The organism is Paenibacillus sp. P32E, from assembly GCF_001909085.1.
Classification (GTDB): domain Bacteria; phylum Bacillota; class Bacilli; order Paenibacillales; family Paenibacillaceae; genus Paenibacillus_AQ; species Paenibacillus_AQ helianthi.
Genome location: NZ_LVYY01000001.1, coordinates 280,529 through 297,721, shown reverse-complemented (window position 1 = coordinate 297,721; position 17,193 = coordinate 280,529). Strand labels below are relative to the sequence as shown.

At 49.4% G+C, this 17,193-nt stretch carries 15 protein-coding genes; 2 read left to right on the top strand and 13 right to left on the bottom strand.

Features of this window, described 5'->3' with window-relative positions; genetic code table 11:
* Positions 1–217: 217 nt before the first annotated feature.
* The 10 genes from modB to A3848_RS00990 form a co-directional block, all read right to left on the bottom strand.
* Positions 218–880 carry a molybdate ABC transporter permease subunit gene (modB, locus tag A3848_RS01035; RefSeq protein ID WP_074083091.1) on the bottom strand — a complete coding sequence of 221 codons (663 nt, stop codon included), beginning with the start codon at positions 878–880 and terminating at the stop codon, positions 218–220.
* 52 nt (positions 881–932) lie between these two features.
* Positions 933–1,712, bottom strand: a complete 780-nt coding sequence (modA, locus tag A3848_RS01030; RefSeq protein ID WP_083611834.1) for a molybdate ABC transporter substrate-binding protein — start codon at positions 1,710–1,712, stop codon at positions 933–935.
* A gap of 205 nt (positions 1,713–1,917) precedes the next feature.
* Positions 1,918–2,814, bottom strand: coding sequence for an ABC transporter permease (locus A3848_RS01025; protein ID WP_074083089.1), 897 nt, complete (start codon positions 2,812–2,814; stop codon positions 1,918–1,920).
* A gap of 11 nt (positions 2,815–2,825) precedes the next feature.
* Entirely contained in the window at positions 2,826–3,830 is a 1,005-nt protein-coding gene (locus A3848_RS01020; protein WP_074083088.1) for an ABC transporter permease, read from the bottom strand.
* Positions 3,831–3,910: 80 nt separating this feature from the next.
* Positions 3,911–5,578, bottom strand: a complete 1,668-nt coding sequence (locus A3848_RS01015; protein ID WP_256702112.1) for an ABC transporter substrate-binding protein — start codon at positions 5,576–5,578, stop codon at positions 3,911–3,913.
* A gap of 119 nt (positions 5,579–5,697) precedes the next feature.
* On the bottom strand, positions 5,698–6,690 hold the full coding sequence (locus A3848_RS01010; RefSeq protein ID WP_074083086.1) for an ABC transporter ATP-binding protein: 993 nt from the start codon (positions 6,688–6,690) through the stop codon (positions 5,698–5,700).
* The gene (locus A3848_RS01005) at positions 6,687–7,676 is read right to left on the bottom strand and encodes an ABC transporter ATP-binding protein (protein WP_074083085.1); all 990 of its coding nucleotides are present in this window, start codon (positions 7,674–7,676) and stop codon (positions 6,687–6,689) included. Before A3848_RS01005 ends, A3848_RS01010 begins: the two co-directional genes overlap by 4 nt.
* A 251-nt stretch (positions 7,677–7,927) precedes the next feature.
* Positions 7,928–8,893 carry a helix-turn-helix transcriptional regulator gene (locus tag A3848_RS01000; protein ID WP_074083084.1) on the bottom strand — a complete coding sequence of 322 codons (966 nt, stop codon included), beginning with the start codon at positions 8,891–8,893 and terminating at the stop codon, positions 7,928–7,930.
* A 231-nt stretch (positions 8,894–9,124) separates the two neighbouring features.
* Positions 9,125–9,808 carry a hypothetical protein gene (locus A3848_RS00995; protein WP_074083083.1) on the bottom strand — a complete coding sequence of 228 codons (684 nt, stop codon included), beginning with the start codon at positions 9,806–9,808 and terminating at the stop codon, positions 9,125–9,127.
* Positions 9,809–9,990: 182 nt separating this feature from the next.
* Positions 9,991–10,683 carry a M50 family metallopeptidase gene (locus A3848_RS00990; protein WP_074083082.1) on the bottom strand — a complete coding sequence of 231 codons (693 nt, stop codon included), beginning with the start codon at positions 10,681–10,683 and terminating at the stop codon, positions 9,991–9,993.
* A 284-nt stretch (positions 10,684–10,967) separates the two neighbouring features.
* Here A3848_RS00990 and A3848_RS00985 point away from each other — a divergent pair, with 284 nt between their 5' ends.
* Together A3848_RS00985 and A3848_RS00980 are read left to right on the top strand one after the other, a co-directional pair.
* On the top strand, positions 10,968–11,456 hold the full coding sequence (locus A3848_RS00985) for a hypothetical protein (protein ID WP_074083080.1): 489 nt from the start codon (positions 10,968–10,970) through the stop codon (positions 11,454–11,456).
* A 24-nt stretch (positions 11,457–11,480) separates the two neighbouring features.
* Complete coding sequence (locus A3848_RS00980) at positions 11,481–12,185, top strand: AIM24 family protein (RefSeq protein WP_074083078.1); 705 nt, start codon at positions 11,481–11,483, stop codon at positions 12,183–12,185.
* 113 nt (positions 12,186–12,298) lie between these two features.
* Here A3848_RS00980 and A3848_RS00975 read toward each other — a convergent pair whose 3' ends face one another.
* The 3 genes from A3848_RS00975 to A3848_RS00965 form a co-directional block, all read right to left on the bottom strand.
* Complete coding sequence (locus tag A3848_RS00975) at positions 12,299–12,754, bottom strand: Dps family protein (protein WP_074083076.1); 456 nt, start codon at positions 12,752–12,754, stop codon at positions 12,299–12,301.
* Positions 12,755–12,853: 99 nt separating this feature from the next.
* Positions 12,854–14,329: a potassium/proton antiporter gene (locus A3848_RS00970; RefSeq protein WP_074083074.1), complete on the bottom strand. Its 1,476-nt coding sequence runs from the start codon at positions 14,327–14,329 to the stop codon at positions 12,854–12,856.
* 123 nt (positions 14,330–14,452) lie between these two features.
* On the bottom strand, positions 14,453–17,137 hold the full coding sequence (locus A3848_RS00965) for a discoidin domain-containing protein (RefSeq protein ID WP_371916070.1): 2,685 nt from the start codon (positions 17,135–17,137) through the stop codon (positions 14,453–14,455).
* Positions 17,138–17,193 lie beyond the last annotated feature (56 nt).

The following is a 17,193-nucleotide window of genomic DNA, read 5'->3' as shown; positions in this document are numbered from 1 at the left end:
GATCATACAGTTACAGGGTATGGTGGCGGCAGAACTGGTACAAGTCATCCTGGTATCTTTCCACTAAAGGTCCGAGCATTTCCCGCCTGTCCGCCCGGTATCCTTCGATGAGCTGCTTATCAACAATAACACAGCAAAAAGCAGGTCTGTAGGCACTGCTCTGCCCAAAGATCTGCTCTGTATACTATCATGGATAACCCATACTATATTCACTCTGTCAGGAACGGCGGTTAACGAACATCAGCATGAGCGCGGAAATGACAATAATCGAGCATACCCACATCCAGGCCAGCGTCATATTCCCGCCATCGACAGCCACGTAAATGGCAGTAGGCACCGTCTGCGTCCGGCCGGGAATATTGCCAGCCACCATAATGGTCGCTCCGAACTCACCAAGCCCGCGAGCAAACCCAAGTACATATCCGGCTGCCAACGAGCGGCCGGCGAGCGGAAGCGTCACATATGTAAGCACCTGAAGCTCGCTGGCTCCCTGCGCACGTGCAGCGTCTTCCAGATCCTTTTCCACCCCTTCAAAGCCCGCCTTCACTGTACGGTATACGAGGGGGAAAGCAACGACAACCGCAGCAATAACCGCCGCGCCCCAAGTGAATAGAATCGTGTGCTCCGTAAACTGCTCGTACAGCTTCCCGATCCAGCTCCTCCGGCCCAAAATCACCAGCAATACGAACCCGACCACTGTTGGCGGCAGCACCAGCGGAAGCAGCAGCACCGTTTCAAGCAGACTGTAGCCAGGAAACCTCCGTCCCGCCATCATCTTGGCTGCCAGTGTCGCCAGCAGGAACACAATGATACTGGTTATGACTGAGATCTTAATCGAAAGCCAGACCGGGGCGAAAAAATCAGTCCAATTGATCTCCATCGCTCTTCACCCCGTGTATATGTTAAATAAGTTAAACTTTAGATTCCCTTGGTTAATTAGCAAGCTTAAAGCCGTAGCTGGTGAAGACATCGTTTGCCGACTTGGTCTGAACATAGCTGTAAAAGGCTTTGGCCTCCGCCTGATGCTTCGATTCCTTCACAAGGCCTACCGGATAATTAATCGGCTTGTGTACATGGGCGCCTACGGTAAGAGCAATCTTCACTTTGTTCGAAGTAAGTGCATCCGTCTTGTAGACGAATCCGGCATCAGCATTTCCCGTTTCCACATAAGAGAGCACCTGGCGCACGTCCTTGGCAAATACCAGCTTGCTTTGCAGCGTATCCCATACGTTCTTGGCTGTCAATGACTGCTGCGCATATTGTCCCGCCGGAACCGATTCAGGTTGTCCTACAGCCACTTTTTTGAAGCTTTTATCCGTAAGTTGAGTAATCGTTGAAATGGAAGTCTTGGAATCGGAAGGCACAACCAGCACCAGCTGATTCTTCAAAAGCTCCGTATTGTCAGAAACCAGTCCGCCATCGACGAGAGCTTTCATCTGCTTATCCCCTGCTGAGAAGAACAGATCGGCCGGAGCGCCTTGCTCTATCTGTTTCTGCAGCGTACCGGAAGCACCGTAGTTGAACACAAGATCAATATCAGGATGCTGTTTCTCATAGAGTACAGCGATCTTGTCGAGACTGTCCTGCAGGCTCGCTGCGGCAGAGATAATAATTTCAGTTTTTTTCGCCGCCTCAACCTGCTTCTCAGGTACCGCCGACAAAGCCACTGCCAGCAGCACAGCCATTACAACTACTCCAAGTTTCTTGAACATTTCCATTCCTCCCATGTATGTATCTTGTATATTTAGATGCTATTTTAGCATATCCTTTTTGGTTTATCTATACGTTTGATTATGTTTGTATATATTTAGATATGTGTAGTTAGGCTGTTTGGAATTGGCATTTCTTAACTAACACAAAAAAAGACCTTTAGGCGTAACGAACGCCTAAAGGACCACATGGAAGGGCACTAATTCACTAATTCTTCATCCGTGGATCAAGCACATCCCGCAGGCCATCCCCCATGAGATTGAAGCCCAGCACAGTCAGCATGATGGACAGACCAGGAAACACCACCGTCCAGGGAGCCTTCTGGATGAATTGACGCGAGTCAGAGAGCATTTTACCCCATTCAGGATCTGGCGGCTGGGCGCCAAGGCCAAGGAAGCCAAGGGCGGCCGCTTCGATGATTGCAGTAGCGATGCCGAGTGTACCCTGCACAATAATTGGCGTCAAACTGTTAGGGAGGATGTGGGTAAGCAGAATACGGGTGTTGGTCATCCCGATCGCTCTTGCCGCTGTAATGTACTCTTCCGACTTCAGCGAGAGAACCTTAGCCCGCACAAGCCGGCCGTAGGAAGGGATATTTACGATTGCGATAGCGTACAGCGCGTTCTGCAAGGAAGGTCCAAGAATAGCCACAATAGCAATAGCGAGCAGAATACTCGGAAAGGCAAGCAGGATATCGAACAGCCGCGAGATCAGCATATCAATCCATTTCCCGTAGAAGCCGGCCAGCACGCCCAGAAAGGTCCCCGCAATAATAGATCCGATGACTGAGAAGAAACCAACCCACAGCGAGATACGCGCCCCATAAATAATGCGGGTGAACATATCTCTCCCCAGATCGTCCGTGCCGAACCAATGGTCACCAGTCGGTGCTTTTAGCCGGTTAACCAGCTCCTGATCTTTGAAGCCATACGGCGCGATGAGTGGTGCCAACAATGCAATCAGCACAAAAAACACGATAATGCCTAACCCGAGCATAGCTGTCTTGTTCTTGCGGAAAGCGTTCCACGCATCACGCCAAGGTCCGGATACCTTGTCGCCAGGTACAGCAGCCGGAGGCGTTGCATGAATTGATGCCTGTCCCATAGGTTCATCCCTCACTTGTAATTGATGCGCGGATCGATAGCAGCGTAGAGCAGATCCACAAGCAGATTGATCAAAACAAAAATAAAGGCAATGATCAGGATCCCCGTTTGAATCACCGGATAGTCACGGGAACTGATCGCCTCGAATATATATCTCCCCACGCCCGGCCAAGCAAAGATTGTCTCCGTCAGCACCGCGCCGCCGAGAAGAGCGCCGGTCTGCAAACCTATTACCGTCAGCACAGGTATCAGTGCATTCTTGAGCGCATGCTTATACACGACCATGAATTGCGACATGCCTTTGGCTTTTGCCGTACGAATGTAGTCTGAATTCATAACCTCCAGCATGCTGGAACGGGTCATCCGGGCGATAATTGCCATCGGGATCGTGCCCAGCGCGATGCTTGGCAGGATTAGGTGCTTAATAACCGTCCACAGCTGTCCCCACTGTCCGGCAATGATGGTATCAATTACGTAGAGATTGGTGATGCTCTCCACCGGATTGCGCTGGTCCATCCTCCCGATGGAGGGAAGCCAATGCAGCTTCAGCGCGAATAACAGTTGCTCCATCAGCCCAAGCCAGAAGATCGGCATGGATACGCCAATGAGTGCAATAACCATTGCGGTATAGTCAAACCATGAATTTTGCCGCCAAGCGCTCAGAATCCCCGCATTGACACCTACAATTGTAGCGAACAGCATACTGGCAGCCGTAAGCTCCAGTGTAGCCGCGAGATAAGGCATAATTTCTTTGGCAATCGGTGTCTTGGTCCGTATGGAGGTTCCCAGATCACCTTGCAGCAAATCACCCATATAGTTGAAGTACTGCTGCAGCCATGGTTTATCCAGACCGAGCTGCTCCCGAAGCGCCTGCTTCGACTGTTCCGTAGCCTTTTGACCAAGGATAGTTTCTGCCGGATCACCCGGTATTGCATGAATAATGGAAAAAACGATAATTGTCATCCCGATCAACACAGGGATTAGAACCATAATGCGTTTTAATAGGTAGGAGTTCAAATTCGGCTCACCTTCCAGAGTTCCTTAAGCATAACTTGCCGCCGCAGGCAGCGGCGGCAAGGAAATACTTATGGAGCATACTATTCGAAAAATATTTCGCTGTAATATTCCGTACCTGTCGGACCTGGAACATAACCTTTCAGATTGGCCTTGGCAGCCAGCAGTGGTGTGGTGTGCACCAGTGGAATCCAAGGCGCATCCGCTTTGATGATTTCCTGAGCTTGCTTATACAGATCGGAACGTTTGGTCTGATCCGTTTCTTTCTGGGCATTGATCAGGAGGGTATGCAGCTTTTCATTTACATAGAAGGTGCGGTTGTTGCCTGGAATCGCATCCTTATCAAGGAGTGTGTACAGGAAATTATCCGGGTCCCCGTTATCGCCTGTCCAGCCGAGCATGTAGATATCATCTTTTTCTCCGGCTTTGGTATCATCAAGATAAGTCGCCCATTCCGGGGATTCAATAACGGTTTTGACGCCGATTTTTTCCCAATCCGCTTGAATGGCTTCTGCAACCTTTTTGCCGTCAGGCATGTAAGGACGGGATACAGGCATTGCATACAGCGTTACAGTATCCGGCAGACCATTAGGGTATCCGGCTTCAGCCAGGAGCGCCTTGGCTTTATCCAGATCATATTCATAATCCTTCACAGCATCATTGTAGCCCCACAGTGATGGAGGCATAGGGTTCACTGCGACAGTAGCCTGGCCTGAGAAGAAGGCATCGATAATTGCCTGTTTATTTACAGCATAGTTCAGCGCTTGTCTCACTTTTACATTATCAAAAGGTTTCTTCTTGAAGTTGAAGCCGAGGTAAGCGACATTGAACGGCGGACGCTGAATCTTCTGCAGTTCAGTATTGCCTTCAAGCGTAGACAGATCATCCGGACTCAAATCCTCCATCAGGTCAATCTCGCCGTTTTGCAAGGCATTGAAGCGTGCCGAATTGTCCGGAATAGAACGAACGATGACTTTGTTCAGCTTAGGAAGTCCTTCTTTCCAGTAGTTAGGATTCTTGTCCAGCGTGATGAAATCATTGTGCTTCCATTCAGTGAAGACAAAAGGCCCAGTGCCTACAGGCTCATTTTTGAAGTTTTCTTTCTTCTCTTTAATAGCTGTAGGGCTGGCAATCCCGAAGGAAGTCATCGCAATGTTTTGCAGGAATGGCGCTTGTGGCTGGTTCAGTGTAAATTGTACAGTCGTCGCATCCACAGCCTTAACTCCCTTGATCACGCGGCTGCCTTCAGGACCGAACATGGAATCATAATAATCAAAAGAATCGCCTTCGAATTTGAATTCACTTGCCGGATCGCTCCAGCGGGTGAAATTGAACACTACCGCCTCTGCGTCAAAATCCGTTCCGTCGTGGAACTTCACACCCGGATGCAGCTTGAAAGTGTAAGTCAGACCGTCTGCAGAAACCTCCCAGCTGTCAGCAAGCGAAGGCTGCACTTCAGAAGTTCCCGGTTTATACTCCAATAGAGAGTCGAATACCTGATGGGCGATCTTCAGAGATTCGCCGTCGGTCACAATAGCCGGGTCCAGCGAGGCAGAGTCGCCGCCGCGTCCCACAATCAATGTATCCTGCGTTGCTGCCGATTCAGGAGAGTTCTCCGGTGCGGTGGTCGCCGCCGCATTCGAGCCGGTAGTTGCTTCTGCTGCAGAATTGTTGTTGTTACCTCCGCAGCCGCTTAATGTCAAAACCGTCCCCAGCGTTACTGCCAGTGCAAGACTACTCCATTTCTTCATCTCTAAAAAGCTCCCTTCTTCCATTTAAAGTGTTAAAACGTTTATATGGAGCTGCGTCAAAGTGCAGCCATAAACCAGGGCTAATGATTGATTAAGGAATAGTCTTCCTGCTGTACACTCTAGGCTAAATGAGCCTTGGCCCCTGTGGAATACAAATGACATGCGGTCAAGTGCCCGGCCCCCGTCTCCAGCAGCGGGGGCCTTACGTTACGGCAAATATCCATCACCCGCGGGCAACGGGTATTAAAAGCACAGCCTACTGGCGCATTTGCCGGGCTAGGCACTTCCCCCTGCAGAATAATCCGTTCCTTACGGATATCCGGATCAGGTTCAGGCACTGCAGACAGCAGCGCCTGAGTATAAGGATGCTCCGGCTGGTCATATAGCTTATTCTTGTCGGTGATTTCCACAATCCGTCCCAGGTACATTACGGCGACACGATCGCAAATATGCTTCACCACACTGAGGTCATGGGCTATAAATATATAGGTTAGTCCGAATTCCTTCTGCAAATCCTGCATTAGATTAATGACCTGGGACTGGATAGACACATCCAGGGCAGATACGGGCTCATCAGCAATAATCAGCTTCGGCTGCAGTGCAAGCGCTCTGGCAATCCCGATCCGCTGGCGCTGGCCGCCGGAGAACTGATGCGGATATCGCTGAAGGTGAGCCTTGGCCAGACCGACAACATCTGCCAGCCGCTCCACTGAAGCCCGCCGTTCCTTCGCATTGCCTACGCCATGCACAATCATCGGTTCCTCGAGGATGCGCTGCACGGTATTACGCGGGTCCAGTGAAGAGAACGGGTCCTGGAAAACAATCTGCATTTCCCTCCGGCGCTTCCGCATCTCTTCCATAGACAGCTTCGTAATATCCTGGCCTTCAAACCAGATTTCTCCCGCCGTGGGCTCAATCAGACGAAGCAATGAACGTCCGGTTGTTGATTTGCCGCAGCCGCTTTCCCCGACAAGGCCAAAGGTCTCACCTGGTTTGACAGCGAAGGAAATATCATCTACAGCCTTCACATACACCTCAGTCTTATTGAAGAAGCCTTTGTGGATTGGATAATACTTTTTGAGGTTCTTGACCTCCAGCAGGCTCTCACTCATACCGCATCCTCCCGTTGATTATCATGCAGCCAGCATCTGCAGCTGTGGTTCTCTTCCTGCAGTTTGAGCTGTGGAAGCGATTGACGGCAGATCTCCATCCTATTCGGGCAGCGGGGCGCGAACCGGCATCCCTGCATCTCCTTGCTCAGGATAGGGACATTCCCGGGAATGGAGTACAACCGCTCTTTGGTTTCACCCATTCTTGGAACCGACTCAATAAGCCCTCGAGTATAAGGGTGCAGAGGATTCTTGAAAATATCCCGCACGCTGCCTTCCTCCACCACCTTGCCGGCATACATTACGGCAACCCTGTGGCACATTTCCGCAACCACGCCAAGATCATGAGTGATTAGCATAACCGCCGTTCCCTGCTCCTCGTTGAGCTTGCGGATCAGGTCCAGAATCTGTGCCTGTATCGTCACATCGAGTGCCGTTGTCGGCTCATCGGCAATGAGCAGTTCGGGACTGCAGGAGATCGACATCGCAATCATCACCCTCTGCCGCATCCCTCCTGACAATTGATGCGGATACTCATCAATAATAGCCTCCGGCCGTGGAATGCCTACCTTGCGAAGCATATCCACCGCATGTGCACGGGCATCCTTCTTGGCCAGCCCCCGGTGCAGCCGGACGGTTTCTATGATTTGCTGGCCGACGGTAAACAAAGGATTAAGGGAAGTCATGGGTTCCTGAAAAATCATGGATACGGTGTCACCGCGGATTTTCCGCAGTTCTTTTTCCTTCAGCGGCACGATATCCCGGCCCTTTAGCCAAATATGTCCGCTCACTATTTTACCCGGCGGATTCGGAACGAGCTTCAGAATGGACAGCGAAGTAACACTTTTACCGCAACCCGATTCTCCTACCACACCCAGAACCTCACCCGGATTAATATACAGATCAACCCCGTCCACAGCCGGCACTTCGCCCCGGCCGGTAAAAAAATGCGTATGAAGATCCTCAATTTTCAAAATAGGCTGGATCAAGACGATACCTCTCTTCCACTTAAAAATTGAACAAAGGTCAAATGAAAGGAAAGTGACTTACCTCACAAAAGATAGAAACATTAACCCATATCTAACACATAGCGGAATAAATTTGGGATTAAAAAACCATTGTTGTTATTTAATGTATAACATTACTATAGAATTCTACTGTAGACAAGAGAAACTTATGCATAAAACTAACATCAAATGTTATAGTATAGTAAATTAATTCCTATTAAATAAATATATCGCTATTTATATAGTGATAGCCATTTTTCCAATTGATTTCTCAGCAATTCCCGATAATAGAGAGGCTCTACAATCTCCGCCTCTTCTTCAAATTTTAAGATCCAGCGGACAAAACCAATGTCCTGTTCCACCGCCACTTTAAAATGCACACACCTGCTCTGACGGTCAACCTTGCTCGGCCTCACGAACATATCCTCATTTTTGATCCGGTCCATCATCCGTTCCGAAAACCTGATCTTGAACTCTACCTGCAGACTGTCCTGGTCCAGAGACCATTTCTCCTCCATAAAAGCCTGCAGATCAAATTGCTCTTTGGAAAACCAGTGATTCGTCGGCTTTACGTTAGAGAACCCACCCAGATGAAACGTCCGGATAATCCCGAATCGATGACAAAAACCGATTAAATGATAACGATTCTCCAAGGGAACAAGGCAGTATGGGTCAATTCGGATGCCTCTTTCTTCATAGGAATTGTAACTATAGTCGGCTAGAATACTGCTTTGCTTCATAATGGCGGCCAATATTTCAGTCAAAAAGGGGGGCGGCTCATCCTGGTATCCGCTTCTTTCCATCCAGAGCTGTCCTGCTTCTTTCTTGGCAGTTTCCATGGTTTCTTCCCTTTCCGCCTTCTGCTTATAGGCTGCGGCCATTACTTTCTCGTAGGCGCTCTCAAAGCTGGGAGGCAGCATGGGTTTGATATCATCCAAAATGCCTCGCAGTTGTGAAAAAGCGGCCGATTCTTCTTCCGACCAATCCAGAGGATATAAAGCAAAATTACCTATAAAAGCATATCCTTTCCCATGTCCCAAATGGGTTATAGGGATGTGCATGGCACTCAGCGCGTCCATATCCCTGTATATCGTTCTCTCGCTGTTACCGCAGCGTTCCGCCAGTTCACGGGCCAAAATTCCAGGTTTGGCTTGTACTAGCGTAATGATGCGCATTAGCCGGATCAATCGGTCTGTCATTTTCAGTTCCCCTTGAGTTCATGGTAAAATAGACCCATTATTTTAAGTAAATTAGTTATATGTATCTATAACCAATGATCTTATAACCGAAATTAATAAATATAATAGAACTATTTTACTATATTACCACATATAAAAATCATATTAGCAGTCAACAAATCCAAGCAAACTTCTATGATGGATTGATCTTATGTATGTATTGGCAGGATTGCTTATATGCCGGAGAGCTCTCTATCTTGTTGCGGTCTTACTCCATACATTAACCTCTGAGTCAAGCTGTTTATACACGGTTTCCGCTTCCTTCACAAGCTGCATATCTCCTGATCTGGCCGCCAGGAGCAGCAGGTCATCCGCTTGCCTCCGGAGATGCTCGAAGTCCGTCTGCACAGAGCTTTTTGTCCGATGCAACACCGCTTCTTCCAGCAGTTTTTTTGTCTTCAGCAGCTCCAAATGCTTCTCTACATGGAAGCAGCATTTTTCTGACAACACATCCGTATGATGCGAATACTCCAAGCTGAGTTTTTTCAGTGGCAGCTCGCGGATCCGTTCTACCGGAGGCTGCTTGTATTGCCACTGCAGCCAGAGAGCTTCATGTATTCCCGCCGGTTTAGCTGCCATTGAGAATTCCAATGCGATAAATTTACGTGCCTTGGATTGTATTTTTCCAAGCCTTAGCAGTATAGAACGTCCTTCTCCGGCTTCTGCGGTGCAGCCATGACATTCAGTGAAGGTCACATGCGCCTCCAGCCAGATCCTAAGTTCAATCTCACGGGCTACCACCTTCCGGCTCTGCCTACGGGATTCTTCCTTCCCCGAAATCCCCTTCCACTCTATGAGCAGAATGACATTTTGGGTTCCGCCGGCAAAAATCCGTTCCTGGCTCCATGTAAATATGGGTTGAATACTTGCTTGCATATTTCCACCTCTTTCTTTTTTTGGGTCTTCTATTAATGTACCAATATTGGCGGACAACTCCTTGTCATGGAATATATGTTCGGTCCTATAATATCGACAAAAAAAGAGCCACTCCCCCTGTAAAGTAGAGTGCCTCTTTGCGAAAGCTCATTCTTTTGTCTAAAGATGGCGGAAGATTGCCATTATTTTAGTAGTTTGTCCGAGTAGCGTCTGCTCCGTTCCCCCTCGAAAAAGAACCCGAGTGCCCATTTTGCACACAGCAGCGAGAATACAAAGAACAGGAGTGCCCAGACAAAGGCAGGCAGAGGTGTAAGTCTTGCCAGATTGGTCGCATCGCCCGCACGGTCTGGTGTAATTGCCGCAGCCGAGACCAGAAACAGTGTACCCGTGACGGATTCCTCCAGGGTTAGAAAAGCCAGAAATAAATAATAATATTTGCCGGCCTTTGGCCAGACCAACAGCATCATGAGATTTAACAGGATGAATCCGCTTAGCCACAGCATTCCAAAGCCGCCCCGCACATACAGGACAAGCATGATCAGGGCCACGCCGGAGGCCATGATCAGCCCCCATGGATAGCGCCCTCTAGTATATAAATAGAATAGCAGGAGCGAGAATACAGACGCCAACAGGTAACCCGCAAGTGATACCAGAATCGCTTTTCCACCCGCTTCGATTGCCGAATAGGTAACTCCGCTGTGATCCGCGTACAGTTCAATCCGCAGCACTCTGCCCGAGAGCAACAGTGTCACCAGCGCATGGCCAAATTCATGGAACAGGGTATCCAGATTACGAAACAGCGAAGAGAACGGTATCCACCGGGTTAGAAGTGCAGAACCTGCAAGAAACAGCAGGGTTTTGAGCCATTTATTCATAGCATGCAGCCCCTTTCCGTACAAAGTATACGTTAATTTAAGCGGAAACGGTAGACATCAGATACGCCTTTGCTGCCCACTTACAGGACTGTACCTTTTCAACCATGAAATAGAAACCATCAGGAGGCTTATGCGGTATTACTGATAGGTGGTTGTCATTCAGGAGAAATAACCCCTTAAACCGCCAAATCCGGCCCATCTTCGGCACCATATGCCGCGCGAATGTTGTCCTGCTATGCTAAAATAAAGAAGGAAGGCTAGCCTAATACAGGTGGTGATTTATAATGAAGCAAAAGGTAAAACGCACTTATGCCAAATTGTTGTCTTCAGCACTGCTGCTCCTGGGATTGTCAATCATCTTTCCCGCTCCTGCGGCAAAAGCTAATTATATCAATGATATATACAATGGATTGCAGAGTTTCTCGGAGCTTCCTGGTGAGGTTAACAAGCTGCAGGAGAGTTATCAGCAAACGGCGGAGGAGCTTCAGCAGACGAAGGAGGAGCTTGGGCAGACTAAAGACCAATTGGGCCAGACCCTGCAGCAGATGGCAGACTATCAAACCCAGAACGCCGCTCTGCAGGAACAGAACCGCAAGCTTAGCCAAGTGGTCAATGAACTGAAAGATGATCGTACGGCCAGGGAAAAGTACTATAACCGGATCAAAAATACTATTTATACCGGAATTGCACTTGTGCTCGGTTACTTCCTGATGATCCGGCTGCTGCGGCTGGGCATGCGCCACCGGTCCAGAAAAAGTGACCGCCTGGGTTAATGAGTACATGAGGGAGTGTAAAGGATGAACATTGATATCCAGGATGAAGGTGACAGCGGCAGCGGACAAGCCGTGGCCTTCACTGTAGAAGCGAACGAGGAGATCCATGTGCTGCATCCGCAGCAAATTATCGCATATCAAGGCCCTTCTTCAGGCCGTGCGGACCGGCTGATGGATGTCAAGGGAATGTACCGCAAACGCAAACTGATCCGTTCGGATATGACCGGACCCTGCCGCTTTGTAGCCGCTTTACCTCCCGGCTACCGCGTCAAGACCTTCCATCTGGACGGGAAAAGCGATTTGCTCTATGATTTCAGGCATTTGTTCTTCTACAGCAAAGGAATCACCATGCAGACAAGAGTGCTAAGCATGAAGAACATGTTTGTGACACGCGACATTATCAAGGTCAAGTTCTCCGGACCGGGGAGCATCGGTATTCTGACCGAAGGAACGGTATGTGAAGCCGAGCTGCATCCCTTCGATCCAATATACATTGATGCCGGCAGTATCATCGCTTATCCCGAAAATGCCAAGCTTGAACTGACAGTCTACGGCAATCACTTAGCCAGCCAGCATATGAGCTACCACTGGAAAATGACCGGTCACGGGCCGGTGATGTTTCAGGCTGGACGCCAAAGCCGCCGCTTCGAGCGTGACAATAATGAAGACGGCATTATCAAGCGGTTTCTGCGTGAAGCCATTCCTTTCGGCGGAGTCTTCATTAAGTAGCCCAGACACCCGCAAAAGAGCGCCCGCGAATTCACATCGCGCGGCGCTCTTTGTATATATTGCTATTATGCTCAAGCGATCGGGAAGCTCTCTTCACTTCCTCAGCTTCTGTATTATCCCATAAAAGCGTTCAGCATCCAGGAGGATTTCTCGACACTGCTTCTGATTCCAGTCAGCAGGTCGGCAGTAGGCTGATCGCTCAGTTCTTCTGCAGCTGAAATCGTGCTCTTCAGCTCTTCAGCCACAACAGCAAAGTCCTTAACCAGCTGAGCAACCATTTCCTTGGCTGTTTCACCGCCAACGGCTTCCTTAAGCTCAGACAGGGCTAAATATTGTGCCATGGTCGAGGCCGGTTGTCCACCAATAGCAAGCAGGCGTTCTGCCAGATCATCCACATATGTAGCTGCTTCGGTATACAGCTCTTCAAATTTGGCATGTAGCGTGAAGAATTGCGATCCGCTCACATACCAGTGATAGTGATGCAGCTTGACTCCAAGCAGTGTCCAATTTGCGGTTTGGCGGTTCAAGGCAGCGTGCAGTTCAGTCTGGCTTTTAATTTGTGTACTCATTCCAATACCCTCCTGTGACCTATATATATTATTTGTATTTAGACTCGTTCTAAATCTATATACAATTTAACACATTTCTCATTCTTTTGCAATCTGTTTTTAAACCATAGGAATATTGGATTCCGCCGCCTTACCTTTGCCGCTCCGGAAGATGGATCTCATCTCGTCTCGCTTGGATTTAGGGCTGAGCACATAGACTGTATCACCAGGCTCAATAACAGTACTCCCGTGCGGGGTCACGATACTTTTATTGCGGATGATGGCAGTAAAGAGAATATCATCGGGCAGCCCCATCTGTGCGATCTGCATACCGGCTATGGGCATATGCTTGTCGATGGCAATATGATTGAATTCGGAATCCGTCTTGCCGAGTGCCACCAGCTCCATTAGCGAAGGCTGGGCATCGTCTTTGCCAACCAGCTTCAGTCTGGAGGCCAACGGGGAAATGGTCGTTCCTTGAATGACTGCCGAGGTCAATACCACAAAGAATACTACATTGAAAAATAATTGCCCTTGGGGAAGCCCCGCCAGCAGTGGATAGGTCGCCAATACAATCGGTACCGCCCCGCGAAGTCCAGCCCAGGAGATCAGCGTTTTCTCCCGGAGCGAGAACCTGGAAAACAGCAGGCTTAGGAATACCCCAACCGGTCTTGCGACCAGCATGAGAATAACTGACAACAGCAGGCCCTGCCAGGCAATCTCCGTCAGCTCATCAGGAAATACAAGCAGGCCCAGCAGTGTGAACATCGCGATTTGCATCATCCATGCAAAGCCGTGATTAAAATTCATGATGGTACGGTGATACATCAGCTCGGAGTTACCCAGAGTCAGACCCATGATGTATACCGCCAGAAGGCCGCTGCTGTGCACCGTCACTGCAAGGCCATAGGTCAATACAGCGAATCCTATTGCCATTACCGGATACAGCCCGGTGGATTCCAGATTAATCCGGTTTATCAAATAGACGGCAAGCTTCCCGACAGCAATCCCCATGAACAGGCCTATCCCCATTTCCCAGATAAAGGACAGCATGAGGCTCCAAACGGCTGTATTGGGATGCTGAATCCATTCAATTAACGATACCGTCAAAAAAACAGCCATCGGATCGTTGCTTCCTGATTCTGCCTCCAGTGTAGAAGTCAGGCGCTTATCAATATTTTTGCCGCCGAGCACGGAGAACACGGCTGCCGCATCGGTGGAGCCCACGATTGCTCCGAACAGCAGGCTTTCAGCCCATGGCACATCCAGTACAAGTCTTGCGAATATTCCCACAATCACTGTCGTCAGGAGCACTCCTACCGTAGCCAATGATAGCGCTGGTGCGATGATAGGCCGGATGTCCTTCATGCTGGTCTGCATACCGCCCTCAAACAAAATAACGATCAACGCAAAAATACCGGCTACTTGTGTCAATGAGGCATTGTTAAAAAAAACAAAGCGGCTGAGCACCATTCCCGCAGCGATGAACAGCACCAGCGCCGGCATGCCAAAACGTGTGGAGAATTTGGTGGAGAGCACACCCACCAGCATCAGCGCAGCCAGCACTAAAATAATATTGTCCGCTAGGTGAGTCATGTCTATGGTACCGCCTTTCTGGTAAGCAGTGGGCCTCCAAAGTAACCAATGCTGTATTCAGCTTTCCCAATTCGCAGTAAAAAACCCCAGTGGCTCTGTGAATCCACGGAGGTTATCCAGATGCTATTCTCTTGAGTATACCTGCATTTCTTGGATCGACCAGTAATTCCCGCCAGATCCGGTCTGCAATATCCGGATATATCTGGTTTTGACCGGGGCAAACACAATTTTGGTCATCTCCAGTTTTCCTTTACCCGAAACGATCATGTTCCAGTTCTTAGCATCATCCGAAATATATAGCTCATAGCCCCGGGGATAATCATACGAAGATAAGGTATAGTCCAAATCAACAGCTTCCACTGAATGTACTTGGCCAAGATCAATCTGAAAATATTCTCCCGATGCCTGGTGTTTGCCGGTATCCCAGCGAGTCCGCCTGTCTCCGTCAATGGCATTCGCCGGATTAGAGGCTTCCGTATTCACATTGGATGACACCTTCCAATCCGAACGGTCCAAAGGAACCAATCCAGTCGCGGTAATCTGAGTTTTTTCCGACATAACTCCTGAGCCCGCCACTCTTACCGCGTAAGTATATAGCGTGCCTTCATTCAGATTGCTATCTGTATACCCGGTATCGGTTATACCACTTGCAATCACTTTCATATCACTGCTTGAACCCTCGGCCCGGAGCACTTCATAACTTGCTCCAGGGGCCTCCAGCCAGCTCAGCTTAACAGCCAGCCCTTTGACGGCTGCCGCGTTTAAGCCTTGAGGCGCAACGTCCGCTACCTCGGATGAGGGCTCCAGTATATACTGTACTGCCTCTCCTGGTGCGAGCGTTTCTGTAAATTCAAGAACAGGTGTAGCCTTTTTATCCGAAACGTAGCTTCGGGCTTCTTCATACGTATCGCCATTACCAAAGCGTTCGCCCTCATACACGGTTTTCTTAGGCATCGTCACCTTCACCGTAACGGTTTGCGGGGTCTCTTCGAAGTTCACAAAGTTCACCAGGACCTTGTTTGAGGTGGCCCCGCTACCCGCCAAAGGCTCAAGTGTAGAGGTATCTACCGCACGGACATAGACCAATTTGTCAGCTAACGCATTCTTATTGGTGATGTTATAGCTGAGCGGAGCACCGTGTGTTGCATAGGCCAGATCCAGCCGTCTCATGATACTGACCCGGGAATCCTCACCCTTCTTGGTATAATAGATTTCCGTTTTTGCCGGATCATGCTCTTCCAGATTAAAGCCGTATTTGAACAAACTAAAATTCTTGAAAAAAGCGGCATGCTGCACAAACATATCCGCATAACCGATATGAGCGCGCATAATCCGGTCAAACACCGCCGCCGTGCGCTCTGAGGCCCCGTATTGGTAAGCATCCACATGAGAGTCGGAGGTTCCGAACTCCGTCGTCAGCATTTTTTTGCGAAGTCCGTCCGCAGCTCCGCCAAAGGTTTTGAGATTCTCGGTAAAACTGCCTCCGTTGCTGAAAATATAGGACTCCCCGTAGGAATGTCCATTCGTCAGATCGGTGACTTTCTCCAGCTCCTCCCGCTGCTCCGGATCACGTTCCCAGCCGTCCGGATCGCCGCACTGGCGTGCCGTGCCCTTCTGATTGCCGCAGGAATCCTTACTGTAATTCGGCCAATAGGCCCAGCCTGGAGCTACGGTCTTCAGATGAGGGGCGATGGTCTTGCCTTTTTTGTTCAGCCATTCGGCAATAGCCAGGTTCACCGCCTTGGAACGGTTGAACAGCCCCGGCTCATTATCCACCTCATAATACTGGAAGTACGGGCTGTACTGTTCGAAATAATCGGTTAGCTTCTTCTCCGCATCATCCGGCAGCGAGCCATCTTCCTTAAGCTTGATATCTCCGGTATACAGGTACAAAGCTACAGCCTGCATATTGTAATCTTTGAGGACCTTGTAATAATCCCCCATATTGGAACAGGAACGCCCCACATCGCTGGCACAGCTGGTGCGCATAATATTCCCGCTATAAGCTACTCCGAGCCACTTCATAATATAAGGCAGATGCGTAACCGCACCTTCGTCAAAATAAAACTGCTTATTGTTGACCATAGTGCCGGTCAGGGTGTAGCTGCCATGAATCGGCTCCTTGATCGGAGACTTCAGGGACTCCAGGCTGAGGTTGTCCCAGGTCCACCAGTTGTATTTATCCTCCATGTCAGAGGAATAAATTCCGCGCGCTACCTGCAGCTTCAGCTCATTGGTACCGGTAACCAGCTGCTCCTTCGGAATATACAGCTCATATGTTTTTTGGAAGGTATATTTGCTGTCCGTTCCGGAAACACCGGCGATCTGAATGATCCCCGAGAGCTGGCGGTTGGAGAACACGCTCATCTGCGGAACGGATTTGTATGCATCCAGGATGCTTACGCGAAATAAGACCCCGTTCACCGGGATCTTATCCAGCTTGTACGAAATCCGCAGTTCGGGATTGGTATCCCCCCTGAGTCCAGAAGGGATCTTCTGGAGTACAGAGGCTTTTTGAGCGGAAGAAGCGGCATTAACCGTTTCCTCCACATTCGCGGTGCCAGTCTCGGCAAATTCTCCAGCAGATCCATCATGCTGTCCCAGCTGCCAGAGCACTGTGCCCTCTGGCAGCTCCGGTCCCACATCACCCGCTGAGGATAGCTTGTTCATATCTACTTCCACCTTGCCCCTATTCGTTCCTTCATCTCCGAAGACAGAGACGGACAACAGAAACAAGACGGTCAGTGCTACGAATTTCAGCAGTATGTGAAGAGGCTTGTATGTTTTTTTCTTAGTCCTAGTTCTCATTCCCTTGTCCTCGCTTTCTTCCGGGGTGCGTGTTCAACTCTGTAAAGGCTGGTCTG

Excerpts from the sequence above, each read along its gene's own strand:
- modB (WP_074083091.1), bottom strand. The coding sequence starts at position 880 with ATGGAGATCAATTGGACTGATTTTTTCGCCCCGGTCTGGCTTTCGATT.
- modA (WP_083611834.1), bottom strand. The coding sequence starts at position 1,712 with ATGTTCAAGAAACTTGGAGTAGTTGTAATGGCTGTGCTGCTGGCAGTG.
- A3848_RS01025 (WP_074083089.1), bottom strand. The coding sequence starts at position 2,814 with ATGGGACAGGCATCAATTCATGCAACGCCTCCGGCTGCTGTACCTGGC.
- A3848_RS01015 (WP_256702112.1), bottom strand. The coding sequence starts at position 5,578 with ATGAAGAAATGGAGTAGTCTTGCACTGGCAGTAACGCTGGGGACGGTT.
- A3848_RS01010 (WP_074083086.1), bottom strand. The coding sequence starts at position 6,690 with ATGAGTGAGAGCCTGCTGGAGGTCAAGAACCTCAAAAAGTATTATCCA.
- A3848_RS01000 (WP_074083084.1), bottom strand. The coding sequence starts at position 8,893 with ATGACAGACCGATTGATCCGGCTAATGCGCATCATTACGCTAGTACAA.
- A3848_RS00995 (WP_074083083.1), bottom strand. The coding sequence starts at position 9,808 with ATGCAAGCAAGTATTCAACCCATATTTACATGGAGCCAGGAACGGATT.
- A3848_RS00990 (WP_074083082.1), bottom strand. The coding sequence starts at position 10,683 with ATGAATAAATGGCTCAAAACCCTGCTGTTTCTTGCAGGTTCTGCACTT.
- A3848_RS00985 (WP_074083080.1), top strand. The coding sequence starts at position 10,968 with ATGAAGCAAAAGGTAAAACGCACTTATGCCAAATTGTTGTCTTCAGCA.
- A3848_RS00980 (WP_074083078.1), top strand. The coding sequence starts at position 11,481 with ATGAACATTGATATCCAGGATGAAGGTGACAGCGGCAGCGGACAAGCC.
- A3848_RS00975 (WP_074083076.1), bottom strand. The coding sequence starts at position 12,754 with ATGAGTACACAAATTAAAAGCCAGACTGAACTGCACGCTGCCTTGAAC.
- A3848_RS00970 (WP_074083074.1), bottom strand. The coding sequence starts at position 14,329 with ATGACTCACCTAGCGGACAATATTATTTTAGTGCTGGCTGCGCTGATG.
- A3848_RS00965 (WP_371916070.1), bottom strand. The coding sequence starts at position 17,137 with ATGAGAACTAGGACTAAGAAAAAAACATACAAGCCTCTTCACATACTG.